Below are 24,311 nucleotides of genomic sequence, written 5' to 3'. Positions count from 1 at the left end.
CTAGCCGCGTGCGCCCATGAGGTGCTCGGAGGCGAGCTGCTGGAGGCGGACGAAGCCGAAGCCCTTGCCGCCGAAGTAGGCGTTGGCGTCGAAGTCCTCGAACGCCGAGCGGTCCGCGAGCAGGTCGTCGTAGGACTCGCCCTCACCGAGCGTGGGCTGGCCAAGTTCGAAGACGCGGGCGGCCTCGAGCGCCTCCTGGACCTCGGGGTCCGCGCGGAAGGCCTGCGCGCGCTCCTTGAGCAGCAGGTACATGGCCATGTTGGCGCGCACCGACTCCCACACGCCGTCGAAGTCCTCGGTGCGCGAGGGCTTGTAGTCGAAGTGGCGGGGGCCGTCGTACGTGGGGCCGCCGTTGGGGCCGCCGTGCTCCAGCAGGTCTACCAGCGAGAACGCGTTGTGCAGGTCGCCGTGGCCGAACACCAGGTCCTGGTCATACTTGATGCCGCGCTGGCCGTTGAGGTCGATGTGGAAGAGCTTGCCGTGGAACAGCGCCTGCGCGATGCCGGCGGTGAAGTTCAGGCCGGCCATCTGCTCGTGGCCCGTCTCCGGGTTGAGCCCCACGAGCTCCGGGCGCTCAAGTGAGTTGATGAACGCGAGCGCGTGGCCCACGGTGGGCAGCAGGATGTCACCGCGGGGCTCGTTGGGCTTGGGCTCGATGGCGAACTTGATGTCGTAGCCCTTGTCGGTGACGTAGTCGCCCAGCAGGTTGACGGCCTCGCGGTAGCGCTCGAGGGCCGCGCCGACGTCCTTCGCCGAGTCGTACTCGGCGCCCTCGCGGCCGCCCCACATGACGAACGTGGTGGCGCCCAGCTCCGCGGCGAGGTCGATGTTGCGCAGCACCTTGCGCAGGGCGAAGCGGCGCACGCCGCGGTCGTTCGACGTGAAGCCGCCGTCCTTGAAGACGGGGTGGCTGAAGAGGTTGGTGGTGACCATCTCGACCACCAGGCCAGTGTCGTCGCACGCTCCCTTGAGGGCGTCGATGGCGCCCTGGCGCTGGGAGTCGCTGGCGTCGAAGTCGAACACGTCGTTGTCGTGGAACGTGATGCCCCACGCGCCTGCCTCGGCGAGGCCGTGGATGGCCTCCGCCGTGTCGAGGCGGGGGCGGGTGGCGGAGCCGAACGGGTCCTGCGCCTCCCATCCCAGGGTCCACAGGCCGAACGAGAACTTGTCCTCGCGGGTGGGCGTCGGTGCCATGCCGGTCTCCTTTATGCGTCAGCGTTGACAGAGTAGGTTGTGAGTAACAACATAAGCGGAGCGGGCGGTAGTGTCAACGCGAGGAGGCGGGGATGACGACACCGGTAGGAGCGGCACGCGTGGGCGGCGCGCTCGGCAGCCGTAACGAGGCGACCAGGCGGCACAATCTCGCCACCCTCATGACGCTGGTGCACCGCGCCGACGGCATGTCCCGCTCCGACCTCACCCGCGCCACCGGGCTGAACCGCTCGACCATCGGCGCCCTCGTCAGCGACCTTGTGGACGCCGGCCTCGTGACCGAGGAGCACCCCGAGACCACGGGAGTGGGGCGCCCGAGCCCCATGGTGCGGCCCAGCCGCGACCTCGTCGCCCTCGCCGTCTACCCCGACGTCGACGCGGTCTCGCTCGCCCTGGTGGGACTGGGGCATCGCGTGGTCGAGCGCCGCCGCGTGGCCCTCGACGCCGCCCCGTCCCCCGCGGAGGTGGCCGCGCTCGCGGCGGAGGCCTGGGCAGCATGGTCCGCCGAGCTCGGCGCGAGGTGCGTGGGGGTCGGCGTCGCCGTCCCCGGCCTGGTGCGGACGGCCGATGCTGTGGTCGCCAGGGCACCTCACCTCCTGTGGGAGGAGGCGCCGGTGGGGGAGGTGGTCTCCGCCGCGCTCGGGCTTCCCGCCGCAGTCGACAATGACGCCAACGCCGGCCTCATCGCCGAGTCGCTGTTCGGCGCCGCGAGGGGCGAGACCGACGTCATTTACCTGAACGGATCTACGTCCGGCATCGGCGGCGCCGTGGGTGTGGGTGGCGTCGTGCTGCGCGGGGCGGACGGCTACGCGGCCGAGCTCGGTCACACCCTCGTGGACCGCGAGGGGCCCGCGTGCCACTGCGGCAGGCGCGGATGCCTCGAGACCGAGGTCAACCTCCAGCGCCTTGAGGCCGCTGCCGGCGGCCCGCTCGATCACGGCGACGTTGTCGCGTCGCTGCGCTCACGCGAATCGGAGGCGCTGCACGCCGAGCTCGACCGCCAGGCCGAGGTCCTCGCCCGCGGCATCGCCAACCTCGTCTCGGCCTTCAACCCGCGCCTCGTGGTGCTCGGCGGGTTCCTCGCGGGGCTGCGCGAGCTGCGTGGGGAGGCGCTGCTCGCTGGCGTGGCCGAGCACACGTTCGCGCCCCTGGCCGACTCGCTACGCATCGAGCGCGCGGCGCTCGTGGACGACCAGGTGCTGGTCGGCGCCGCTGAGCTGGCCTTTGCGGGTCTGCTCGCGGATCCGCTCGGGGCGTAACGCCAGGGCATCTCCGCTACGCGGACACCGAGAGGGTCTAGTTGCTGCACCGGTCGACGCTCGCGCTGCGCAATAGCGGGTGCACGCGAGCCTGCGCCAGTTTGTGCACTCGGCACAGGATGATTGGAAGCACAGAACGCCCCTGGAAACCGCGAGATCATCCACTCTTCCGCCCATATGGGAGCACGAATGCTTTCACGCAGGGATGATGGATCGATCCTCGTCGGGCACGAGTTCCACGCCGCGCTACGGCACGCGGTGTGGTGTGCATCAGTGACACGATTTGTCCTAGGTCTGAAGAGGCGGTTTGGGCGCCCACGTCGACATCACTGACGTCAGATCAAGGCCTGGATCTTGCAATTCGTGGGGCTAGAAGCCAAGCACTACTTCTTCCACGCGAAGATTGGTGCCAGCGCGCCCGTGCTGTTCGCATCGGGGTTGAGCCACGAAACTCGGAAGACGTCCCAGGAATTGTTCGATGGCTTCTGGATCGACTTATTTACCGTCCACGACTGGCACACCGTCTTACCTACGGAGTGCCTGGTGATGGTGAACTGCTTGTACCCCGTCGCATTCCAGATGCTCTTCGTCGTATTTCTGATTTGTGGGCTCACGTACATGGCTGATCCAGCCGCCCCTGAAAAGCACACACGGACTGACTTGAGATAGACCGACTTAGACGTATTACTGCTCAGGTTTGCGGTGACGACAAAACTGTACGTTCGACCGTTGTTGTCTTTGCCGACGTAGCTCTGAGTCGACGAGAGCCGTGCGCCCAGGCTCGCATACTTGACGTCTGATGCGGCGCTTGCTGGCTGAGCCGCGGAGGTCGCGAGGAGCACCGCGGCGACGAGACTCGCGCCAACAGTGATCAAGCGACGCAGGTTCGCGCGTAGTTCAAGCATGGATATCCCCCCGAGGTGCGCAGCCGAGAAGGTGAGCGCTTCGCGCGTCGGCCGTTCGTCGAGAACTTAGCATCACGTGTGCCCCCAAGCACAGCGGCCGCCCTCCCCTGGGGGAGAGCGGCCGAGAATGGGTGCCGGGTGAAGGCGTCAGCCGGAGATCTTGGCGGCGACCAGTTCGGCAACCTGGATCGCGTTGAGCGCCGCGCCCTTGCGCAGGTTGTCGCCCACGATGAACAGGGCGAGGCCGCGGCCGTCGTCCACGCCGGTGTCCTGACGGATGCGGCCCACGTAGGTCGGGTCCTGGCCGGCGCCCTTGAGCGGCGTGGGGATCTCCTCCACCACGACGCCCTCGGCCTCGGCGAGGATCTCGTACGCGCGCTGCGGCGACAGGGGGCGCTCGAACTCGGCGTTGATGGACAGCGAGTGGCCCGAGAAGACCGGGACGCGCACGCAGGTGCCGGACACGCGCAGTTCGGGAAGGCCGAGAATCTTGCGTGACTCGTCGATGAGCTTGCGCTCCTCGACAGTCTCATTGGAGTCGTCGCCCACCAGGTCGCCGGCGAACGGCAGCACGTTGAAGGCGATCGGCTCGACGTAGACGCCAGGCTCGGGGAAGGTGGCGGCGCCGCCGTCGCGGGCGAGCCCCTCGGCGTCGTCGATGACCGCGCGCGCCTGCGTGGCGAGCTCCGCGACGCCGGCCACGCCCGAGCCGGACACTGCCTGGTAGGTCGAGACGATGAGGCGAGTCAGCCCCGCCTCGGCGTGCAGCGCCTTCAGCGTGGGCATCGCTGCCATGGTGGTGCAGTTGGGGTTCGCGACGATTCCCTTGGGGATGTCGTTGAGCGCCTCGGGGTTCACCTCGGACACGACGAGCGGAACCTCGGGGTCCATGCGCCACGCGGACGAGTTGTCGACCACCACGGCGCCCGCCGCGGCGAACTGCGGCGCGAACTCCTTGGAGGGTCCGCCGCCCGCGGAGAAGATGGCGATGTCGATGCCGGAATAGTCGCCCGAGGCGATGTCCTCGACGGTGATGTCGCGGCCCAGGTGGGGCAGCGTCTTGCCGGCGGAGCGGGCGGAGGCGAAGAAACGCACCTCCGCCTGGGGGAAGCGCTGGCCCACGAGCTCGCGCATGACGGTGCCGACCTGCCCGGTCGCACCCACGACGGCGATGGTCAGGGTCATCGTCCGGTCCCTCCGTACACGACGGCCTCGCCGCCCTCGATGTCCAGGTCGAACGCGGTGTGCACGGCGCGCACCGCATCGTCCAGCTTGTCTGCCCGGGTCACGCAGGAGATGCGGATGTCCGAGGTGGAGATCATCTCGATGTTGACGCCCGCGTCGCGCAGCGCCGAGAAGAAGCGGGCCGAGACGCCCGAGTTGGCGCGCATACCTGCACCCACGAGCGAGATCTTGCCGATCGCCTCGTCGGTGCGCAGCTCCTTGTAGCCGATGCCCTCGTGGTCGGTCTCGATCGACTCGATGGCGCGCGGCACGGAGTCGGCCGGGAGCGTGAAGGAGATGTCGGTGAAGCCCGTGACGACCGCCGAGACGTTCTGGACGATCATGTCGATGTTGACGTCGGACTTCGCGACGGCCTCGAACAGGCGGGCGGCGGAGCCGGGCACGTCGGGCACGCCGATGACCGTGATCTTGGCCTCGGAGCGGTCGTGCGCGACGCCGGCGATGATCGGGTCTTCCATGTCTTCTCCTTCTTGAGTGTCGCCCGTGACCCAGGTTCCTTCAAGACCCGAGAAAGACGAGCGCACGTGGATCGGCACGTCGAAGCGGCGCGCGTACTCGACGCAGCGCGGCATGAGGACCTTGGCGCCGGAGGCGGCGAGGTCGAGCATCTCCTCGTAGGAGACGCGGTCAAGCTTGCGGGCGGTGGGGACGATGCGGGGGTCCGCCGTGAAGACGCCGTCCACGTCCGTGTAGATCTCGCACACGTCGGCCTGCAGCGCGGCGGCGAGGGCGACGGCCGTGGTGTCGGAGCCGCCGCGGCCGAGCGTCGTGACGTCCTGGGTCTCGGGGTGGAGGCCCTGGAAGCCGGCGACGATGGCGACATCGCCATCGGCCACTGCCTTCTGAAGACGGCCGGGCGCGACGTCGATGATGCGGGCGCGGCCGTGGTGCTCGGTCGTGATGACGCCGGCCTGCGGGCCGGTGAACGCCTGGGCGCCCACGCCCAGTTCGCGGATCGCCATGGCCAGGAGTGCCATCGAGATGCGCTCGCCCGCGGTGAGGAGGATGTCCATCTCTCGCGGCGCGGGGTCGGTCGTCACGGCGTTCGCGAGGTCGATGAGTTCGTCCGTCGTGTCGCCCATCGCTGACACGGCGACGACGACGTCGTTGCCGGCGCGCCTGGTCTCGACGATCCTGCGCGCGACGCGCTGGATCGCCTCGGCATCGGAGACGGACGAGCCTCCGTATTTCTGCACCACGAGTGGCATGCGGGTACTCCAGGGAAAGCGACGGATGGAGCGCCCTGCGGCGGGCGCGTGCCCATTCTAGTGGTGTCGCGTCTGTTCACCTATTCACACCGTGGACAGAAGTGTCCACATCGTGGACACGGCCAGCGGTCAATGGGATCCACTTGGTTCTTTTACGCGCTTACGCGCACCAATGGGATCCATTCGACGGTCAGGTGCCGGCGTTCGCGACCCACCGCTCGAGGTGCGCGACCTCGCGCTCAAGCGGCTCGGCGTCGCCCAGGGCGTGCGCGAGAGCGCCCCCACCCTCGACTCCCGCGAGTAGGTGAAGCGCGCGGGCGCGCGCGGCGGCAGCGGGGAATCCCAGGCCCTCGAAGCGTTCCTGGATCCACGCGAGCGCCTCGCGGTGGGCATCGGCCCCTCCCACGGCCGATGCCGTCGACAGCAGGGTGCCGTAACTCACCGTGGCAGCGGCGTCGCCCAGGTACGAGCGCAGGAACGCGGAGAGTGCCTCGCGCGGGCCGTCGGGGTGCTCGGCGCGCACGGCCGCGAGCCGGGCCGCAATGCCGGCGCCGACCGCCGCGGCCACGTCCTCCTTGGTCTTGAAATAGTAGTAGACGCTCCCCGACGGGACCTGTGCCTCCTGGGCAATGCGCGCGATCGTCGCGGCCTCGAAGCCGGCGGAGCGGGCGAGCTCGATGGCGGCGGCGGTGAGCCGCTCGCGCTTGTCGGAGGCGGGGCGGGGCATGCGGGACTCCTCGGAGGGGACGGCACCTGTTGACAGTCGGTTGACTCACTATGGATCCGGAATGCGGCGACCCTGAGGCGACACGCCGAAAGATCAGGGGATCACCTCATGGGCGTCGCCGCGCGTCGGTGCCAGGGTTGACGTGCCGGGGGGCGCCGAGTCATCCCCGCACACACGAGGGAGTGACATGACGACCACCATCGAAGCCGAGGCGCCGCCATACGCCGCGATCGCGGTGCAGGGGGTGGCGCGTAGCTTCGGCGACGTGCGCGCCGTCGACAACGCGACGCTCACGGTGCCGGCCGGGAGCGTGACAGCGCTCATCGGCCCCAACGGCTGCGGCAAGACCACGCTGATGCTGATGCTCGCGGGCCTTCTGCGCCCGGACGAGGGAACCATTTCCGTCGCGGGCCACGACCCGCGCACCGACGCCGCCGCCGTGCGGGCGGCCATCGGCTGGATGCCCGATCAGCTCGGCTCCTGGGATAACCTCACCTGCCTGCAGACCCTCACCCTCATGGGCCAGGCGTACCGCGTGAACAAGGCCGATGCCCGCGCCCGGGGCGAACACCTCCTCGGCCGCGTGCACCTCGAGGAATTCGCGCACCGCCCGGCAAGGGTGCTGTCGCGCGGTCAGAAGCAGCGACTCTCGCTGGCGCGCGCCCTGGTCCACGACCCGCAGGTGCTGCTGCTCGACGAGCCGGCCAACGGCCTCGACCCGCGCTCCCGCATTGAGTTGCGTGACCTTGTCCGCGAGCTCGCGGGCGAGGGCCGCGCGGTCCTCATCTCGAGCCATGTGCTCGCCGAGCTCGACGAGATGGTGGACGGCGCCGTCTTTATGTCCAAGGGCCGCACGATGGGCGACGAGGCCGCGGCGATGGTCGCGGAGGCGCGTACCAAGTACCGCGTCGACGCGCTCGACCGCGACGCCTTAATCGCGGCCCTGCGGTCCTCGTCCGTGCCGCTTGAGGAGACGGACACGGGCGTGATCCTGCGCATCGACGGCGACGACAATGCCGCCGATGCCCTCGCGTGGATTGTCGGCAAGGGTGTCAGGGTGCACCGCTTCGGACCCGTGGGGTCCGCGCTCGAACAGACGTACATGGCGATGAACGAGGAGCGGCGATGAGCACCGACACCACTACGGCGAGCGAGCTCCGCATGGACCCGTCGTCGTCGCGGCCGCCCGCGCGCCGCGGCAACCCCTGGGCGCCGTCGCTGCACGGCGTGGGCCTGATGACGTCCATCGAGCTGCGCCGCCGTCGCCCCACCACCAAGGGCTACATCTTCTACGGGATCCTGTTCGCGCTCGTCGCGGCCATCTGCATCCTGGCGGCAGTGTTCACGCAAGCGGACAGGTCGTCGGCCAACTTCGAGCTGGTCCTCATCCTGGTGTTGGGCGTCGGCATGCTTATCGCCCCGTCGCTGTCCGCCACGTCGATCAACGGCGACTCGGGCGAGGGCGTCCTCGCCCCACTCCAGATGTCCCACCTCACGGCCGGCGATATCGCGTTCGGCAAGGTGATCGCGTCCTGGCTCGTGTCGGTCATTGCGCTCGTCGCGTTGTCGCCGTTCCTTATCTACACGTACCTGTCGTCGGGCTGGCACCTGGGCGAGGTGGCGATGACCATCGGGGCCATCCTGTTCACGGTGCTCGCGTTCACCGCGGTGGGGCTTGCCTGGTCGTCGCTCGCGGCGCGAGCGGTGGCGTCGGTCTCGCTCGCGCACCTCACGACGGGCGTGTTCCTCATCGGCACGCTTGTCGCCTTCGCGATCGGCGGCGCGCTCGTGACCGAGGACACCGGCGAGCGAGACCGCTACATCGACTACGAGCAGCTCACCCCGGACGCGCAGGCCGCGCTCGAGGAGGCCTACACGACGGGCGACTACTCGACCCTCGACGCCGCCGACTACCCGTGCGTCGACAGCGAGTGGGCCTACACCGTTACCCATACCGACCAGATCGCCTGGATCCTGCTGCTCAACCCCGCGGTGATGGTCATCGAGACCGCGCCCATCGTGGACCCCGAGACGTGGGAGAAGGACGGCAGGGCAGCGCCGGGCACCTTCGCGCTGCTGCACCAGCAGATCTCCGACGCTCGCCTGGGCCCCGTCGAGGGTGAGGCGACACGGTGGGTCTACGACGAGTGTGACGACCTTTTCGGTTCCGGCGCTGAGGCCGCGGAGATGACAGAGGAGGAGATGGAGGCTCAGTGGGCTGCCGACGAGGCCGCCGCCGCCGAGCGGGAGCAGCAGCTCGCCAACCTTCCCCGCAACCCGTGGCCCGCCCTGGGGGTCCTCGCCGTGCTGTTCCTCGGCTCCATGACGATCGTGGTCCGCCGCCTGCGGGTGCCCTACAAGAAGCTGCGCTCGGGCACCCGCGTGGCGTAACCCCAGCATAGGCCTCCTCCGCGCCTCCCGCCGCCACCTCGTGGCGGTAGAGACACGGCGGGGAGGGGGCGTGGCGGGCGCCCTGGCGGTAGACGCCCGGTGGTACGCCCGGGTGGGGCCGATGCCGTGGCCGGCCCTGGCGTCGGGCCCGCCCTCGTGGTGGGGCGGCCGTCGTCGCGGGATGGCCATCGCGGCGGCCAGTCACCGAGAATCGACCGCGAACGTCGCGATGGGTGGCGGCGTCCGCCGTGTATCTACCGCCAGGAGGTGGGGCAGGCGGGGCGGGGGCAGCGTGAGGCGGGGTTAGGAGACCTTGCGGCGGCCCTCGAAGGCGCGGCCCAGGGTGACCTCGTCGGCGTACTCGAGGTCGCCGCCCACGGGGAGGCCGGAGGCGAGTCGCGACACGGTGACGCCCATCGGCGCGAGCATGCGCGTGAGGTAGGTGGCCGTCGCCTCGCCCTCGATGTTGGGGTCGGTCGCGATGATGACCTCCTCGATCTTGCCGTCGCCCAGGCGGGTGAGGAGTGCGCGGATCCTGAGGTCGTCGGGACCCACGCCGTTCATGGGGTCGATGGCGCCGCCGAGCACGTGATACCTGCCCCGGTACTCGCGGGTGCGCTCGATGACGACCACGTCCTTGGGCTCCTCGACCACGCACAGCACGTCCTCGAGCCGGCGGGGATCGGCGCAGATGCGGCACTGCTCCGACTCGGCGACGTTGCCGCACGTGTCGCAGAAGCGCACCTTCTCCTTGACGGTGGTGATGGCGTCCGCGAGGCGTCGCACGTCGGTCGGGTCCGCGGCGAGAAGGTGGAAGGCGATGCGCTGGGCGCTCTTGGGGCCCACGCCGGGAAGATGCCCCAGCTCGTCGATCAGGTCCTGCACCGCGCCGTCATACATGGGGACAAGCGTAGGCGCGCGCGGTGACATCGCCGTACCGGGCGCGCGCCCGGCGCAGCGATGTGCGGATTAGTTGTCGATGACCGTGCCGCCGAGCATCTTCGCGACCACATCGGCGCCGCTCAGCTGCGCGTCGGGGGCGGCCTCGTCGTCGTCCGAGATGACCTCGTCGTCGTACTCGACGGGCGGCGGGGTGTCGTCGTAGGGAACGCTCGCCGTCGCGGCGGTGGCGGCGGCCGCCGGTGCTGCCGCCCGGGCGCCGGTGGCCGCCCCGGCCGGGGCGGTGCCGACTGTCGCGTCGACCCTCACCTGAAGGCCGAGGGTCTCACGCACCGCGAGGGCGACGTTCTCCGCGTGCGACGAGCCGGTGAAGCGTCCCGCCAGGGCCGAGTTGTCGAAGGCGAGCGTCAGGACGCCGCCCTCCACGGACGCGACCTGGGCGCTCTGGCTCACCATGGACCACGTCACGCGCCGACGCTCGAGGGTGCCGAGCACCTCGGGCCAGCGACGGCGGATCAGTTCGGCGTCGGCGGCTCCGCCGGCCTCGCTGCCGGACGGGGCCGGCGCGGCAGCGGTGGACGTGGGCTCCACGACGGGAGTCGACTGCGTGGGCGGTCCCCAGTCGGGCTCGGGCTCGGGTTCAGGTGCCGGGCGAGGCTCGGGGGTGGCGGGCCTCGACGGGGCCTGCGCGGGCGGTGCGGGCGTCGACGGCGCGGCCGGAGCGGGCTGCGACTCGGGCAGCGGTGGTTCGATCTCGTCGGGCTCCTCCCAGGGCGCGGGGCCCGTGGGAGCGGGCTCGGGGCTCGCCTGGGTCGAGGCGGGGCGCGCGGGTGCGCCCGACGGCGCCGCGGACCCTCCGGCCGGTCGGGCGCCGGCCCCCGACGTGCCACCCGAACCGCTCGCGCCGCCGCGCGAGGCGGCGAGCGCTGCGCGTGCGGCCTCGATGGCGGAACGAGCGTCGGAGGCGCCTGCGCCCGCGGCATCGGCCACAGGAGCGGCGGCGGGAGCGCGCCCGCCGGACGGCTGGGCCGCGGGCTCGGCCCCGGCGGCCGCCACCCCGACTGAAGCGCCACCGGGCACAGCCACGGGCACCTCGGCCGCGAGCAGTCGGGCGCACAGGAGCTCGAGGTGCAGGCGCGGAGACGTGGCGCCGATCATCCCGGTCAGAGCATCGTTGATGAGGTCGCCCGCACGCGACGCGCGCGTCAGCGTGAGGCGCCGCGCCTGGTCGGTCATGCGCTCGAGCTGGTCCTGGGGCACCTCGCCGAGCGCCTTCGCGCCCGCGGCGCCGGAGGCGGCGATCACGAGGAGGTCACGCACGCGCTCGAGGAGGTCCTCGACAAACCGGCGCGGCTCGTGCCCGGTCTGGATGACGCGTCCCACGACGTCGAAGAGCGAGGCTCCGTCGGCCGCTGCGATCGCGTCGATAGCGTCGTCGAGAAGGGTCGCGTCGGTGAAGCCCAGCAGGGCGATGGCGCGGTCATACGTGACGCCGCCCTCGTCGGAGCCGGCGATCAGCTGGTCCAGCACGGATAGCGTGTCGCGCACCGAGCCACCGCCCGCGCGCACCACGAGGTCCAGCACGCCGCTCGCGACGGACACCGACTCCGCTTCGCACAGCTGGTTCAGGTAGTCGGCCAGCACCGGCGGCGGGACCAGGCGGAACGGGTAGTGGTGGGTGCGCGAGCGGATGGTGCCGATGACCTTGTCCGGCTCCGTGGTCGCGAAGATGAAGCGGATGTGCGGCGGCGGCTCCTCGACGAGCTTCAGCAGCGCGTTGAAGCCCTGCGGCGTCACCATGTGCGCCTCGTCGAGGATGAAGATCTTGTAGCGGTCGCGCGCGGGCGCGAAGGCCGCGCGCTCACGCAGCTCGCGGGCGTCGTCCACACCGTTGTGCGACGCGGCGTCGATCTCGACGACGTCGACGGATCCGGAGCCGCCGCGCGCCAGTTCCACGCACGACTCGCACACGCCGCAGGGGGTGTCGGTGGGGCCCTCGGCGCAGTTGAGGCAGCGCGCCAGGATGCGCGCGGAGGTGGTCTTGCCGCAGCCGCGAGGGCCGGAGAAGAGGTACGCGTGGTTGACCTTGTCGGCACGCAGGGCTTGCATGAGCGGCGTCGTCACATGCTCCTGGCCCACGACATCGGCAAACGAGTCGGGGCGGTAGCGGCGGTACAGGGCTTGGCTCACGGGAGTGAGCCTAACCGCCGCCGCCGACACGCGCATCGGCCCTCCACAGCGTCTGCTGCGAAGGGCCGATGCGGTGGTCGCGTGGGCGACGGAGGCGGGCTTAGTTGCCCAGGTCCATCACGATGCGACCGTCGATCTTGCCGGCGTGCATCCGGGCGAAGATGTCGTTGATGTTGTCGAGCGGCTCGACCGAGTAGGTCGGGGTGATCTTGCCGCGGGCGAAGAAGTCGATGGCCTCTTCCATGTCGCGGCGCGTGCCGACGATCGAACCGCGGACGGTCCAGCCGTTGAGCACCACCGAGAAGATGTCGAGCGGGAACTGCTCCGGGGGAAGGCCCACGAGCGAGACGGTGCCACCGCGGCGCAGCGAGCCGACCGCCTGCGGGAAGGCCTTGCCGTTGACAGCGGTGACGAGCGCGCCCTGGACGCCGCCGCCGGTGGCCTCCTGGATCGCGGCCGCGGCGTCCTCGACGGTCGCGGCGTTGATCGCGATCTCGGCGCCGTGCTTCTTGGCGAGCTCCAGCTTCGCGTCGTCCACGTCCACCGCGACCACACGGCGTCCCATGGCGACCGCGTACTGGACGGCGATGTGGCCAAGGCCGCCGATGCCGGAGATCAGAACGAAGTCGCCGGGCTTGGTGTCGGTCTGCTTGAGGCCCTTGTAGACCGTGACGCCGGCGCACAGGATGGGCGCCGCGGCGGCCAGGTCCACACCCTCGGGGAGGATGGGGCAGTAGCGCGAGTCGACGAGCATGTACTGACCGAACGAGCCGTCGACCGAGTAGCCGCCGTTCTGCTGCTTCAGGCACAGGGTCTCCCAGCCGGCCTCGCAGAACTCGCACTCGCCGCAGGCGCTCCACAGCCAGGCGTTGCCGACGGTGTCGCCGACGCTGACGCGGGTGACGCGGTCACCGACAGCGACGACCTCGCCGACGCCCTCGTGGCCGGGGATGAAGGCGGGGGTGGGCTTGACGGGCCAGTCGCCCTCGGCGGCGTGCAGGTCGGTGTGGCACACGCCCGAGTAGGCAACCTTGACGAGGGCCTCGAACGGGCCGGGGGTGGGCATCTCGACCTCGGAGACGTCGAGCGGAGCGTCGAAGCTGCGGACAACAGCGGCGCGGAAAGTGTCAGCCATGATGTTTTCCTTCCAGTGGATCGCAGTCCTTCGTTGACTGCCTTGATTCCACGGTAGGACGGCTCGACGCCGATGGCGCGGGAGGAAAGTCCCCGTTCACCTGGGACCATCACCCCAGGTATGAGAACGGTTCTCATGGCCTCGGAAGGGAGGGAGGTGCCGGGGGCCGATGCGGCACGCACCCGGGCATGAAAGGACCCCCCACGCACCCGATAGAGCCCGCTTACCCTTGCTGCATTCCTGCCCTGGGGGAGTTGGGCGAGATATCGCCACGTGGGGGGTCGCCGACAAGTGTAACGGCAGCCGGCCGATGCGTCTGCCGGGAGCCGGTTAGGTGATCCGCGTTCCCTCCGGTAACATCTACGGGCCTGGAGGATTCGCCTAGTGGCCTATGGCGCACGCTTGGAAAGCGTGTTGGGTGCAAGCCCTCAGGGGTTCGAATCCCCTATCCTCCGCCAGTGAAGTCCCTGACCCGTGCGAGGTGACTGCGTGAGCGTGACGCGACGACGCCGCCGAGAGCGACAGATTATCGTGTTCGGCGTCCTCATCATCGTGATTGTCGCGATCGGAGTGGCCGCCGCCGCCGTGTTCCGTGGAGACGCGGAGGGCCCGTTGAGTGCGGGCTTCACCACGCCGGTGGGTGAGTTCGAATCCGACGTCACCCTGGTGTGTCCCCCTGACGGGGCCATGCCGCTCTCATACGACCAGGTCGTGGTGCGTGTGGACAACGGCACCGACATCTCGGGACTTGCGGGGACCACCGCAGGGCAGCTCGAGTCGCGCGGGTTCACGGTGGTGGGAACCACCAACTGGTCGCGCAGCTACGACGACTACGTGCAGATCCTGTTCGGCGCCGATGGCGTGCAGCAGGCCTACACGCTCGCCACCCAGTTCGAGGCAAGCACCGACGCGGCCGTCGAGCTCGTGCTCGACAACCGCGACGGCATCACGCTTGACCTTGTCCTCGGCACCCAGTTCTCCGAGGCCCCCAACCTGCGTGATGCGCTCGCGCCGGAACTGGACATGGAGCTCCCGCTGACGGCGGGCGCGGAATGCCTGCCGGTCAACCTGGTTGAGCCGCGGCCCGCGCCCAACGTCCTGCCGGAAAACCCGCTTGCCGAGGCAAGCCCCTCTCCGTCCGCGGAGGGCGAGGGCGAGTAGCCCCCGGCTACGGCATCGGCCGTGCTGTAGCCGCTGCCGTTCACCGTCGCGCAGACGCGAACGCGGGGACCCGCCCGTCGGCGAATCCCCGCGTCCCTTGTGCCGCCCACGGCGGCGATGGAGCCCCTGGAGGAGAGGTTCAGAGCTCCATCGCCCCGTGGAACGCGGTCCACGACTCCGGCGCCAGGCGGAGCGTGATGGTCCCGTCGCCCGGCTCGACCGGCAGGGCGTCCACGGGGCCGTAGGCCTCGGCGTGCTCCTGGGTCTCGCGGGGTCCCTCGTGATCGGCGAGCACCGCGGTGCCGCCCTCGATGCGGGCGCTCACTCCCGGGTGTCGCAGGGTCACGGTCTGCTCGGTGGCGGAGCGGTTGGTGACGAACAGCGCGAGCGCGCCGGACTCGGGGTCAACCGTCGCCGCGGCCGTCACCGCGGGAACGTCGCCGTGCTTCTCGGTCGCGATCGTGTCGCAGTCGACCTTGACCTGCAGCGCCTCGCCGGTCGCGAGCCGCGCCGCGGCCGCGAAGGGGTGGAACGTGGTCTGGCGCCACGCTGCCCCGTCGGGGTCGGTCATGATCGGCGCGATCACGTTGACCAATTGAGCGAGGCACCCGATCGCGATCCTGTCAGCGTGACGCAGCAGGGTCACGATCAGGTCGCCCACGACCACGGCGTCGAGGCCCGAGTAGCGGTCCTCGATGATGCGCGGGGCGTCGCGCTGGATGGGAAGGTTCGTCTCGCCGGGGAAGCGGGAGACGAGGTACCAGACGTTCCACTCGTCGAAGGAGATGGTGATGCGCTTGTCCGAGCGCTTCTCCGCCCCGATCGCATCGGCTGAGGCCACCACGCGCTCCACGAAGCGCTCCATCGCGGTGCCGGAGCCCAGGAACGACGCGCGGTCGCCGTCGAGCTCCTCGTAGTACGCGTGCATCGAGATGTGGTCGACGATGTCGTAGGTGTAGGACAGCACGGTGCGTTCCCACGAGCCGAACGTGTCCATCTGCATCGACGACGAGCCGCACGCGACAAGCTCGATGCTCGGGTCGGTCAGCTTCATCGCCTTGCCGGCCTCGGCTGCCAGCTTGCCGTACTCGTGGGCGTCCTTGTGGCCAATCTGCCAGGGGCCATCCATCTCGTTGCCCAGACACCACAGCTTCACCCCGTAGGGCTTCTCGCGGCCATTGGCGATGCGCATGTCCGCCCACTTGGTGCCGGCCTCGCCGTTGCAGTACTCGAGCAGGGCGACCGCCTCGGCGACGCCGCGCGTGCCAAGGTTCACGGCCATCATCGGCTCAAGCCCCTCGCGCTCGCAGTACTGGAGGAACTCGTCGGTGCCCACCAGGTTGGGCTCCACGGTGCGCCACGCGAGGTCGAGGAACGGCTTGCGGTCCTCGACCGGGCCCACCGCGTCTTCCCACACGTAGTTGGAGACGAAGTTGCCGCCCGGGTAGCGCACCAGCGTGACGCCCAGCTCCTTGGTCAGTGCGACGACGTCGCCGCGGAAGCCGTGCTCGTCCGCCGTGGCGTGCCCGGGCTCGTACACGCCGGTGTAGACGCAGCGGCCCAGGTGCTCGACGAACGACCCGAACACGCGCCGGTCCACGGAACCGATGCGGAAGTCGGGGTGCAGGGTAATGGTGGTCATGGTGCTCCTTTGCGTATGGCCTGCTGCGGTGCTGGTGGTGCGGTCAGTCGGTGAGTTCGTCCTCGGTCCAGGCGACGGGCCAGCCGTCGTCGGTCCAGCCGAGCTCGCGAACATCGAGCCGGAAGGCTCCGCCGTTGGCGCCGTCGTAGAAGTGCGTGGCGAGGTAGCCGCCGGAGACGGACTGGCCGCCGGGGCCGATCATGTCGCCGCGCGTCGACAGCAGCTCGTCGCCGCCGTTGTAGCGCATGTCGTTGCCCCACGAGTCGAGGTACGGGCCCGTGACGGACTGCGAGCGGCCCACCGCCACCGAGTAGGTGGAGTCGGTGCCCGAGCAGCACTTGTCGCGGGACACGAACAGGTAGTACCACCCGTCGCGTTCGACGATGTAGGGGGCCTCGATGGCGTTGGTGGGGGTGTTGCGGCTGGCCAGCAGCGTGGGCTCCGTGCCCTTGGCCGCGAGTCCCGACGGCCACTCGAGCTGCACCATCTGGATGCCGCCCCAGAACGACCCGAAAGCCATCCACGGTGTGCCGTCGGCGTCCTCGACGATGCCGGGGTCGATCGCGTTGTAGGTCGACGTGGCGGGATCGGAGGCCCACACCTGTCCCTGGTCCGTCCATCCGTAGTCGTCCGCGTCCACGTCGAGCGTGGCCGAGGTCATGAGGCCGATGACGGAGCGGTTCGAGCCGAAGGTCGACGCCGCGTAGTACAGGTACCAGGTGCCGTCGTGCTCGTACAGTTCGGGGGCCCAGAAGTTCTCCACGCCGGGAACCGCCTCGTAGACCCACTCGGGCCGGGTCTGAGCGTCCCAGGCGGTGCCGACCATCTCCCACGTCTCGCCGCCGTCGGTCGAGCGCCTGATCTGCGGCGCCCCGAGCCCGACGCGCACGTCGCCCGTGGAATACACGTACCAGTCCTCGCCCTCGTCCCCGACGACGAGCGCAGGGTCGTGAGTGGCGATGTCTCCCGAGAGGTCGAGCCTCGTCGCGGCGGGCTCTCCCGAGCCCCACAGTCCCCACACCAGCAGCCCGGCTGCTACGACGGCGGCTGCCGCCGCTGCCGCGCCGCCGATGAGCCAGCCGCGTCCACGCGGCCGGGCGGCCACGGCATCGGCCGTCATCAGGTCCTCCTGGGTCGTCATGCCGCCGCCTCGTCGAGGGCGACCCACACCACGCCGTGGGCTGGGATGGTGGCGACGAGGTCGGTGCCGTCGACGCGCGCGTCCGTGACTCCCTCCCACAGGTGCGTCACGGTGAGCGGCCGATGCGGCAGCCCGGTGAGGCTCGCGAGCGGCACCCTGGCGGCGTGGTCGGCCTCGCCGGTCCAGAACAGCGCGGCGTATCGGCGCTCGGAGCGGGCATCGCAGGCGCTCCAGGCGATGAGCTCGCCCCCCTCGAGGGGCTCGCGGGTGACCTCGCGGCCGTCCGTCGAGCCCTCGACGACGGTGGTGATGGCAGGGTTCGCCAGGAGCGCGAGCGTGTCCTCGCGCGAGGTGGGAAGGTCGCCGCCGAGCATCATGGGCGAGCGCGCCATGGACCACAGCGTGAGCAGGGTGCGCTGCTCGTCGAGCGTGAGGCGGCTGTCCCTGGGCTCGCCGCGCTCGGCGCGGATGCCGATGCGGCCCAGCGGGATCATGTCGGCATCGGCCCACGCGCCAGGGCGCTGGAACGGCGCCCACCGGGCGAGGCGGGCGAACTGGGCGTGGATGTCCTCCCAGCGGTCCCACAGGTCGTCGGAGATGCGCCACATCTGCGCGTGCTCGGTGAGGTGCGGCACGTGCTGCGTGGACAGGTGCGTGCCGGGGGACAGGGAGACCACGATGTCGCGGCCCGAGCGCTCGATGGCGAGGGCCAGCGCCTCGATGGCATCGTCGTGATAGGGCGCGAGCATGTCGTCGACCTTGATGAAGTCGAGGCCCCACGAGGCGAACAGCGCGATCTGGCCGTCCATGTAGGCCTGAGCCGCGGGGTGCGCGAAGTTCAGCCCGTAGTTGTCGGGGTTCCACGCGCAGGTGTCGGAGGTGTCGGCAGCGTCGCGTGCCGTCCATTCGGTGCCCTCGATGGGAAGGTCGCGTTCCACGGCGAGGCGGGGGATGCCCCGCATGAGGTGGAGGCCGAACCTGAGGCCGAGCGCGTGCACCTGGGCGGCGAGGGGGGCGAATCCGGCGCCGTCGACGGCGGACGGGAAGCGATTGGCCGCGGGCTGCTGCCGGCCGAAGCCGTCGAGGGTGTGGGGAGCGTCGGCGTTGTAGCCGTGCGCCTTCGCCGTCGGGTCGTACCAGGCGATGTCGACCACGACAGTGTCCCAGCCGAGCGGGAGCAGGTGCTCGGCGAGGTGGCGCGCGTTTGCGAGCACCTCGTCCTCGGTCACCGTGGTGCCGTAACAGTCCCAGCTGTTCCAGCCCATCGGGGGTGTGGTCGCGCGCATCGTCGGGCATCCCTCGTCTGTCAGGTGTCTACATCGTTGTAAGCAAAATGGTGCCAACCGGGCACCGCATTCGTCAACACTACCGGGCGCCGGGAGGGCGATTCAACCGCCGTGGGGTCAGGCGCGACACGCCCCTGGCGAGGTGCCCGTGACCGGTCACGGGCGCATGTTCCCTGGTAATCGGGATGGTCTGGATGGCTTGTCCGAATCGTGATCAAACCCGGCTTGACCCTGAGCGCGGCGCTGTGTCAAAGTTCCATCGTTGTAAAGGAGCCGGCGCGGTGCCGGATCCGAGCCTGGGGTCAAGGAGGACCGGGCGGTAGGACGGGTAGCGGATTCATAGAATTGACGCCCCTGAGGACCGGCGGGCGGGACCTCACTCATCAACGATGATCAGAGAGAGGCAGGCATCATGCGAAGGAAGGGACTCACGGCGGCAGCCGTGACCGTGGCGGGCGCTCTGTTGCTCGCCGCGTGCTCGTCGGACGGCTCCGGCGGCAGCGCGAGCGAGGACCCGGACACGTCGGGCGGCGACTCCCCCAACGAGCTCACGTTCATGTACCGCGGCTCGGACGCGGACAAGGCGGCCTACGAGACCGCGATCGCGGCCTTCGAGGAGGAGACCGGCGCCGAGGTGACGATGATCATCACCGACGCCGACCAGTACGCCACCAAGCTTCAGGCGGCCATCGCCGGCAACAAGGTTCCCGACGTCTTCTACGTCGAGCCGGGCCGCATCCAGGGTTACGTCTACGCGGACGTCATCGCTGACCTCACCGAGTACGTCGACCAGTCCGTGGTCGACAACCTGTGGGACTTCGGCGTCGACGCGTACCGCTTCGACAAGGAGTCGGGCGCGCGCGGCCAGGACGGCGACCCGTTCTACGCCCTTCCCAAGGACGTGGGCCCCTTCGGCTTCGGCTACAACAAGGCGCTGTTCGACAAGTACGACCTCGAGTACCCGTCGGCCGACGAGCCGCTGACGTTCGACCAGTTCCTCGAGCTCGCCAAGGCGCTGACGCAGGACAGCGACGGCGACGGCGAGCTGGACACCTGGGGCACCGGCCTCAACGTGACCTGGAACTCGCAGGCCTTCATCTGGGGCAACGGTGCGGACTGGATCTCCGAGGACCAGAAGACCGTCACGGTCGACACTCCCGAGTTCGCCGAGGCGCTGCAGTGGTTCGCCGACCTGGGCCTCGTCGAGGGCGTGACTCCCTCCGCGGAGCAGGCGCAGACCCTCGACACGTACCAGCGCTGGATGGCGGGCGAGATCGGCTTCTTCCCCGTCGCCCCGTGGGACATCGCGACCTACACCGCGCTGGAGGAGAAGGACCCCGAGACGTTCTCCTACGACGTCATTCCCTACCCCGTGGCCAACGAGGGTGACGACTGGTCCACCTGGATTGGCTCGCTCGGCATCGCGGTGTCGGAGAACTCCGCCAACAAGGAGCTCGCGGCCCAGCTCGCGACCTACCTGTCGACCGATCTTGAGGCCCAGAAGACCCTCGCTGCCGGCATGATCCAGATCCCGACGCTCAAGGACTACGCCCTCGGCGAGTGGATCGAGACCGACGCTCCCGCGGCCGGTTGGCCCGAGAACACCAAGGTGTTCCTCGAGATCGCCGAGGAGAAGGGTCGCCCGCTGCCGGGCACCTGGACCTACACGCCCGAGTGGTACGACAACTTCTGGATCGGCATCGAGAACGTGGTCGACAACGGCTCGCAGACCGCTGCCGACTACCTCGCCGCCAAGCAGCCCGAGATGCAGTCCCTGCTCGACCAGTCCTGGGTCTCCGCGGACCAGGCCAAGGCCGCAGGCTGACAGACGGACGGCACGGGGGCCGGCGCGTGAGTGCCGGCCCCCGTACCGCCCTCGAGGAAGGATCGAGGATGAGCATCACGGCACCGCCCACGCCGCAGTCGACGTGGACCAAGGAGGACGCGAAGGCCTCGCGCAAGGCCAACCGCAAGCTCCATCGCAAGGAGTACATCTGGGCGGGCGCCTTCATGGCCGCCCCCGTCATCGGGTGGCTCGCGTTCCTGTTGTTCCCGCTCGCGTTCTCCGTGTACGCGTCGCTGACCAACTGGAACGGCCTGGGGAACATGGTGTTCATCGGGCTCGATAACTACGTGATGCTGTTCCAGGATCCGTACTTCTGGCGTGCCCTGTGGAACACCGTGTTCTACATGATCGGCATCCCGATCGGCCTCGCGCTGTCCCTGGGGCTGGCGATGGCCCTGAGCCGCCGCATCCCCGGCCGCACCTTCTTCCGCACGGTCTACTACATCCCGGTGATCTCGTCCCTCGCGGCGATCGCGATCCTGTGGCAGTGGGCCTACAACGGCGACTTCGGCCTGGTGAACCAGTTCTTGTCGATCTTCGGCATCGAGGGCCCCAACTGGCTGATGGACGAGAACTGGGCCAAGCCCGCGCTCATCATCATGGCCATCTGGAAGGGCCTCGGCTACTCCACGATCCTTTACCTCGCCGCGGTCCAGGCAGTGCCCCGCTCGCTGTACGAGGCAGCCGCTCTCGACGGCGCCGGCGGCTGGCGCCGCTTCCGCACCATCACCCTTCCCATGGTGCGCCCGGTCACGTTCTTCCTGGTGGTCACCAACATCATCGGCGGATCCATGATCTTCACCGAGATCAACATCATGACCCCCACCGGCGGACCCAACTGGTCCACCGCGTCCCTCGTTTGGTACATCTGGAACAAGGCGTTCAAGAACCTCCAGATGGGCTACGCGACCTCGATGGCGCTCGTGCTCGGAATCCTGGTCCTCATCGTCACGGTGATCCAGTTCCGCATGAACAAGCGCAACGACTTCTCGATCGAGTAAGGCGGAGATACCCATGAGCCTCACCACCAACACCGCCGCCGCTGCCAGCACCGCGGCCCAGCTCACCGAGACTGAGAACCGCGCGCCCAAGATCAACCGCAACCCCTTCGCCGGCCGCTCGGGCACCGAGGAGAACAAGGCCGTCAACTGGACCCTGTTCGGCATCCTCTCGCTCGGCGCCGTGTTCATGGCGGCCCCGCTGCTGTGGATGCTCTCGACGTCGCTGAAGACCAAGGACGCGGTCTACTCCCTGCCGCCGCAGTGGATCCCCGACCCCTTCGTGTGGGACAACTACGTGCGCGTGTTCGACGACACCTACGTGCTGTCCGGCATCAAGAACTCGCTGATCGTCGCGGGAACCGTCACGATCATCGGCACCGTCTTCTCGGCGCTCGCGGCCTTCGCCCTCGCGAAGCTGCGCCTGCCGGGCAAAAACGCCATCTTCATCGCGCTGCTCAGCGGCATGATGGTGCCGTTCCCCACGCTGATGATCCCTCAGTTCGTGCTGTTCTCGAACCTGGGCTGGGTCGACACGCTGCTGCCCCTGATCGTCCCCGTGATCCTGGGCAACGTCATCATGATCTTCTTCCTGCGCCAGTACCTGCACAACGTGCCGGACGGGCTGGTGGAGGCCGCGAAGATCGACGGCGCCTCGTACCTGCGCATCTTCTGGACCATCATCGTCCCGCTGATCCGTCCCGCCATCGCGGCGCAGTTCATCCTGTGGTTCATGGCGGTCTGGAACGACTACCTCGCGCCCATCATCTACCTGAACTCGCCCGAGAAGCAGACCCTCCAGGTGGTGATCGCGAACATGAACGTCCAGTACGCGACGCAGCGCGACTACCCGCTGATCATGACGGCATCGGTCATCTCGGTGCTGCCCATCCTGGTCGTGTTCCTCATCTTCCAGCGCCAGATCATCGAGTCCGTCGCACTCACGGGATCCAAGGTCTGACATGACGCACCTCGACGAGGCCCCGCGCATGGAGCGCGGGGCCGGGGCGGAGCTACGCCTCCATAGCGACGTTTCGGGCATCACCGCCAGCTGGGGAGCGCGCCACGCGCACGACCCGACGGCCGTGCGCGACGACGACGGCACCTACTGGCTATTCTCGACCGATGCCCACGCCGACGGTCCGCTGCCCGGTGCGGGGGCCCAGGTGCGGCGCTCGTCCGACCTGGTGACGTGGGAGTTTGCCGGGTGGGCGCTTGACGGCGTTCCCGGCCCCGCGCGCGAGTGGTCGGGGGCAGACGGCCTGTGGGCGCCCGACGTGGTGCGCGTCGCCCCCGACGAGTGGCGCATGTACTACTCGGCGTCGACCTTCGGGTCGCGCACGTCCGCCGTCGGCCTCGCCGTGGCGCCCCACCCGGCGGGCCCCTGGGAGGACCGCGGCGTCGTGGTCGCCACCCAGCACGAGCGCGACGGCCACAACGCCATCGACGCCCAGCTGGTGATCGACGGGGACCGTCATCACCTCGTCTACGGCTCCTTCTTCGGCGGCCTTCACATCCTCGAGATCGACCCGGCCACGGGCTTCGCACTCGGCTCCGACGGGGCCCCGGCATCGGACCTCGGCACGCTCATCGCGCGCCGTGCGCCGTCGGTGGACACCGCGATCGAGGGCCCGTACGTCATCCCCCGCCCCGGCGGCGGGTGGGCGCTCATCGTGTCCTACGACTCCCTGGTGAGCACGTATCACGTGCGCGTCGCGGTGGCCGATGCCATCGAGGGCCCCTACGTCGACGCGGACGGCCGCTCCATGACCGACCTCGAGGGTGACCCCGAGCGCATCGGCCTCACCGTCCTCGCGAGCCACCGCCTCGAGGCCACCCCTGGACTCCTCGGCCCCGGCCACGCCGCCGTGCTGACCGAGCCGGGGCGCCAGCTCCTGGTGCATCACACCCGGCTTCCCGACGAGCCGCGCCAGCACGAGGTGCAGGTGCGCAGGCTCGTGTGGACCCAGCAGGGCTGGCCGCTCGTCGCGGTACAGCCGTGGGCGGGCGAGCACGAAAACGACGACGAGTCGACCTGGCCCGCGGACGCGTCCGCCCTGGTGGGCGAGTGGGAGATCGTGGACTACGAGCTTCCCACGCAGGAGGTCCAGGCGTCGCGGCGCATCGTGGTGACGGCCGATGCCGTGGCCGGGCTCACCTCCCACGGCCGCGGCCGCTTCACTCGCGGCGGCGACGAGTCGGTGGATGCCGTGGTGTTCCCCGCGTGGGACGCCGCACGCGGCGTCCCCTCCCTGTCGTTTGCCGCCCGCGCGCCCCACGGGGCCGTCGTGGTGGGCACCAAGGTCACGGACGGCCCGGTGGGATGATGGCGGTCATGGCAGGACAGGACCGAGACGAGCGGCGCGACCAGCGCCGTCGGCGCGTGGCGCCCGTCGAGGGCACGCCGGCCGACCTCCAGGAGGTGCCCGGCTGGTCCGGACGCATCATGGTGTGGCTGCGCTGGATCGCGCAGATCATCGGTATCCAGATCTTCATCGTGCTCGGCACACTGCTGGGCCTCGTGATCGCCGGCCTGGGGCCCGCCCTCGCCTCGGGCGGCGCGCTGCTCGCGCGGCTGCTCGACGGCGACGCCTCCGACCAGCTGTGGAAGGACTTCTGGGCGGGCTACCGCGCGCAGTTTAGGCGCGGCGCCCTCGTCACGGCGCCGGCGCTGCTGGTGGTGGCTCTCGCCTGGTACGAGATGCTCGTGCTGCAGGCTCACGGCACCGGCGCGGTGACCGCGATCCTCACCGGCACCACGGCGGCGCTCGCGCTGTATGCGACCGCGTACCTGGGCTACGCGCCGTCGGTGCTGCGTCGGTACACGGACGGCCCCGCGCGCACCTCGCGCTTCCTGCTGGTGGCCCCGCTCGTGTCGCCCCTCACGGCGCTCGGCTGCATGGTGACCGTCGTCGCGTTCGTCGCTGTCACCATCCGGTGGCCGTTCCTGCTCGTGCTTGCCGGCGTCTCGGTGCCGCTGCTGCTGACCGGCATGCTCGTGGACCGCTTCCTCGACAAGGTGGACGCGCGCGACGAGGAGGCCCCGGCATCGGCGACCTGACAGC

General features: G+C 69.7%; 20 protein-coding genes, 1 tRNA gene and 1 other RNA gene. 10 read left to right on the top strand and 12 right to left on the bottom strand.

The features are described from left to right. Window positions 1-1,194 carry a xylose isomerase gene (gene xylA, locus B7K26_RS04395; RefSeq protein ID WP_084077419.1) on the bottom strand — a complete coding sequence of 398 codons (1,194 nt, stop codon included), beginning with the start codon at window positions 1,192-1,194 and terminating at the stop codon, window positions 1-3. Between the two features lie 92 nt (window positions 1,195-1,286). Between xylA and B7K26_RS04390 the strand changes: the two genes are divergently transcribed. Further along, a complete protein-coding gene (locus B7K26_RS04390) occupies window positions 1,287-2,471 on the top strand; it encodes an ROK family transcriptional regulator (protein ID WP_084077418.1) in 1,185 nt (394 codons plus the stop codon). Window positions 2,472-2,854: 383 nt separating this feature from the next. On the opposite strand, the gene B7K26_RS12815 is transcribed toward B7K26_RS04390, so the two are convergent. The 4 genes from B7K26_RS12815 to B7K26_RS04370 all read right to left on the bottom strand — a co-directional run bounded on the left by B7K26_RS12815 (window position 2,855) and on the right by B7K26_RS04370 (window position 6,556). Next, window positions 2,855-3,376: a hypothetical protein gene (locus B7K26_RS12815; RefSeq protein ID WP_143340452.1), complete on the bottom strand. Its 522-nt coding sequence runs from the start codon at window positions 3,374-3,376 to the stop codon at window positions 2,855-2,857. Window positions 3,377-3,523: 147 nt separating this feature from the next. Next, window positions 3,524-4,561 carry an aspartate-semialdehyde dehydrogenase gene (locus B7K26_RS04380; RefSeq protein ID WP_084077416.1) on the bottom strand — a complete coding sequence of 346 codons (1,038 nt, stop codon included), beginning with the start codon at window positions 4,559-4,561 and terminating at the stop codon, window positions 3,524-3,526. Next, the gene (locus tag B7K26_RS04375) at window positions 4,558-5,829 is read right to left on the bottom strand and encodes an aspartate kinase (protein ID WP_084077415.1); all 1,272 of its coding nucleotides are present in this window, start codon (window positions 5,827-5,829) and stop codon (window positions 4,558-4,560) included. Before B7K26_RS04375 ends, B7K26_RS04380 begins: the two co-directional genes overlap by 4 nt. Before the next feature lie 190 nt (window positions 5,830-6,019). Then, on the bottom strand, window positions 6,020-6,556 hold the full coding sequence (locus B7K26_RS04370) for a TetR/AcrR family transcriptional regulator (protein WP_084077414.1): 537 nt from the start codon (window positions 6,554-6,556) through the stop codon (window positions 6,020-6,022). A 187-nt stretch (window positions 6,557-6,743) separates the two neighbouring features. On the opposite strand from B7K26_RS04370, the gene B7K26_RS04365 reads away from it, so the two are divergent. Both B7K26_RS04365 and B7K26_RS04360 read left to right on the top strand, forming a co-directional pair. Next, entirely contained in the window at window positions 6,744-7,685 is a 942-nt protein-coding gene (locus tag B7K26_RS04365) for an ABC transporter ATP-binding protein (protein WP_084077413.1), read from the top strand. After that, the gene (locus B7K26_RS04360) at window positions 7,682-8,947 is read left to right on the top strand and encodes an ABC transporter permease (RefSeq protein WP_084077412.1); all 1,266 of its coding nucleotides are present in this window, start codon (window positions 7,682-7,684) and stop codon (window positions 8,945-8,947) included. Before B7K26_RS04365 ends, B7K26_RS04360 begins: the two co-directional genes overlap by 4 nt. Before the next feature lie 303 nt (window positions 8,948-9,250). On the opposite strand, the gene recR is transcribed toward B7K26_RS04360, so the two are convergent. The 4 genes from recR to ffs all read right to left on the bottom strand — a co-directional run bounded on the left by recR (window position 9,251) and on the right by ffs (window position 13,458). Continuing rightward, window positions 9,251-9,847, bottom strand: coding sequence for a recombination mediator RecR (gene recR / locus B7K26_RS04355; RefSeq protein ID WP_084077411.1), 597 nt, complete (start codon window positions 9,845-9,847; stop codon window positions 9,251-9,253). Window positions 9,848-9,916: 69 nt separating this feature from the next. Beyond that, complete coding sequence (locus B7K26_RS04350; protein WP_084077586.1) at window positions 9,917-12,037, bottom strand: DNA polymerase III subunit gamma and tau; 2,121 nt, start codon at window positions 12,035-12,037, stop codon at window positions 9,917-9,919. A gap of 100 nt (window positions 12,038-12,137) precedes the next feature. Then, window positions 12,138-13,172 carry an alcohol dehydrogenase AdhP gene (gene adhP / locus B7K26_RS04345; RefSeq protein ID WP_084077410.1) on the bottom strand — a complete coding sequence of 345 codons (1,035 nt, stop codon included), beginning with the start codon at window positions 13,170-13,172 and terminating at the stop codon, window positions 12,138-12,140. 189 nt (window positions 13,173-13,361) lie between these two features. Continuing rightward, window positions 13,362-13,458, bottom strand: an RNA gene (gene ffs, locus B7K26_RS04340) — signal recognition particle sRNA small type. A gap of 84 nt (window positions 13,459-13,542) precedes the next feature. On the opposite strand from ffs, the gene B7K26_RS04335 reads away from it, so the two are divergent. Both B7K26_RS04335 and B7K26_RS04330 read left to right on the top strand, forming a co-directional pair. Beyond that, window positions 13,543-13,630, top strand: a tRNA-Ser gene (locus B7K26_RS04335). 31 nt (window positions 13,631-13,661) lie between these two features. Then, window positions 13,662-14,333: a LytR C-terminal domain-containing protein gene (locus tag B7K26_RS04330; RefSeq protein WP_143340450.1), complete on the top strand. Its 672-nt coding sequence runs from the start codon at window positions 13,662-13,664 to the stop codon at window positions 14,331-14,333. Window positions 14,334-14,472: 139 nt separating this feature from the next. Here B7K26_RS04330 and B7K26_RS04325 read toward each other — a convergent pair whose 3' ends face one another. Genes B7K26_RS04325 through B7K26_RS04315 form a run of 3 tightly spaced genes read right to left on the bottom strand, consistent with a single transcriptional unit; the run spans window position 14,473 to window position 18,402 of the window. Further along, entirely contained in the window at window positions 14,473-15,975 is a 1,503-nt protein-coding gene (locus B7K26_RS04325; RefSeq protein WP_084077408.1) for an alpha-N-arabinofuranosidase, read from the bottom strand. Window positions 15,976-16,018: 43 nt separating this feature from the next. Next, complete coding sequence (locus B7K26_RS04320; protein WP_084077407.1) at window positions 16,019-17,116, bottom strand: arabinan endo-1,5-alpha-L-arabinosidase; 1,098 nt, start codon at window positions 17,114-17,116, stop codon at window positions 16,019-16,021. Then, window positions 17,113-18,402 carry a glycoside hydrolase family 27 protein gene (locus B7K26_RS04315; RefSeq protein WP_234998683.1) on the bottom strand — a complete coding sequence of 430 codons (1,290 nt, stop codon included), beginning with the start codon at window positions 18,400-18,402 and terminating at the stop codon, window positions 17,113-17,115. The genes B7K26_RS04320 and B7K26_RS04315 overlap by 4 nt, the downstream gene beginning before the upstream one ends. Window positions 18,403-18,814: 412 nt before the next feature. On the opposite strand from B7K26_RS04315, the gene B7K26_RS04310 reads away from it, so the two are divergent. The 5 genes from B7K26_RS04310 to B7K26_RS04290 all read left to right on the top strand — a co-directional run bounded on the left by B7K26_RS04310 (window position 18,815) and on the right by B7K26_RS04290 (window position 24,307). Beyond that, on the top strand, window positions 18,815-20,227 hold the full coding sequence (locus B7K26_RS04310; RefSeq protein ID WP_084077405.1) for a sugar ABC transporter substrate-binding protein: 1,413 nt from the start codon (window positions 18,815-18,817) through the stop codon (window positions 20,225-20,227). Between the two features lie 68 nt (window positions 20,228-20,295). Continuing rightward, window positions 20,296-21,249: a carbohydrate ABC transporter permease gene (locus tag B7K26_RS04305; RefSeq protein WP_084077404.1), complete on the top strand. Its 954-nt coding sequence runs from the start codon at window positions 20,296-20,298 to the stop codon at window positions 21,247-21,249. 13 nt (window positions 21,250-21,262) lie between these two features. Next, complete coding sequence (locus B7K26_RS04300) at window positions 21,263-22,207, top strand: carbohydrate ABC transporter permease (RefSeq protein WP_084077403.1); 945 nt, start codon at window positions 21,263-21,265, stop codon at window positions 22,205-22,207. Between the two features lies 1 nt (window position 22,208). Further along, complete coding sequence (locus tag B7K26_RS04295; protein ID WP_234998682.1) at window positions 22,209-23,573, top strand: arabinan endo-1,5-alpha-L-arabinosidase; 1,365 nt, start codon at window positions 22,209-22,211, stop codon at window positions 23,571-23,573. Between the two features lie 8 nt (window positions 23,574-23,581). Further along, a complete protein-coding gene (locus B7K26_RS04290; RefSeq protein WP_159449601.1) occupies window positions 23,582-24,307 on the top strand; it encodes a YesL family protein in 726 nt (241 codons plus the stop codon). Window positions 24,308-24,311 lie beyond the last annotated feature (4 nt).

Source organism: Demequina sp. NBRC 110057, from assembly GCF_002090175.1.
In the GTDB taxonomy this organism is placed as follows: domain Bacteria; phylum Actinomycetota; class Actinomycetes; order Actinomycetales; family Demequinaceae; genus Demequina.
The sequence above is the reverse complement of the archived record's forward strand: the minus strand, read 5'-3'. Positions and strand labels throughout refer to the sequence as shown.

Coding starts and splice junctions, on each gene's coding strand:
- B7K26_RS04360 (WP_084077412.1), top strand. CDS start 7,682: ATGAGCACCGACACCACTACGGCGAGCGAGCTCCGCATGGACCCGTCG.
- B7K26_RS04310 (WP_084077405.1), top strand. CDS start 18,815: ATGCGAAGGAAGGGACTCACGGCGGCAGCCGTGACCGTGGCGGGCGCT.
- xylA (WP_084077419.1), bottom strand. CDS start 1,194: ATGGCACCGACGCCCACCCGCGAGGACAAGTTCTCGTTCGGCCTGTGG.
- B7K26_RS04300 (WP_084077403.1), top strand. CDS start 21,263: ATGAGCCTCACCACCAACACCGCCGCCGCTGCCAGCACCGCGGCCCAG.
- B7K26_RS04380 (WP_084077416.1), bottom strand. CDS start 4,561: ATGACCCTGACCATCGCCGTCGTGGGTGCGACCGGGCAGGTCGGCACC.
- B7K26_RS04315 (WP_234998683.1), bottom strand. CDS start 18,402: ATGCGCGCGACCACACCCCCGATGGGCTGGAACAGCTGGGACTGTTAC.
- B7K26_RS04290 (WP_159449601.1), top strand. CDS start 23,582: ATGGCAGGACAGGACCGAGACGAGCGGCGCGACCAGCGCCGTCGGCGC.
- B7K26_RS04295 (WP_234998682.1), top strand. CDS start 22,209: ATGACGCACCTCGACGAGGCCCCGCGCATGGAGCGCGGGGCCGGGGCG.
- recR (WP_084077411.1), bottom strand. CDS start 9,847: ATGTATGACGGCGCGGTGCAGGACCTGATCGACGAGCTGGGGCATCTT.
- B7K26_RS04320 (WP_084077407.1), bottom strand. CDS start 17,116: ATGACGACCCAGGAGGACCTGATGACGGCCGATGCCGTGGCCGCCCGG.
- B7K26_RS04375 (WP_084077415.1), bottom strand. CDS start 5,829: ATGCCACTCGTGGTGCAGAAATACGGAGGCTCGTCCGTCTCCGATGCC.
- B7K26_RS04305 (WP_084077404.1), top strand. CDS start 20,296: ATGAGCATCACGGCACCGCCCACGCCGCAGTCGACGTGGACCAAGGAG.
- adhP (WP_084077410.1), bottom strand. CDS start 13,172: ATGGCTGACACTTTCCGCGCCGCTGTTGTCCGCAGCTTCGACGCTCCG.
- B7K26_RS04325 (WP_084077408.1), bottom strand. CDS start 15,975: ATGACCACCATTACCCTGCACCCCGACTTCCGCATCGGTTCCGTGGAC.
- B7K26_RS04390 (WP_084077418.1), top strand. CDS start 1,287: ATGACGACACCGGTAGGAGCGGCACGCGTGGGCGGCGCGCTCGGCAGC.
- B7K26_RS04370 (WP_084077414.1), bottom strand. CDS start 6,556: ATGCCCCGCCCCGCCTCCGACAAGCGCGAGCGGCTCACCGCCGCCGCC.
- B7K26_RS04365 (WP_084077413.1), top strand. CDS start 6,744: ATGACGACCACCATCGAAGCCGAGGCGCCGCCATACGCCGCGATCGCG.
- B7K26_RS12815 (WP_143340452.1), bottom strand. CDS start 3,376: ATGCTTGAACTACGCGCGAACCTGCGTCGCTTGATCACTGTTGGCGCG.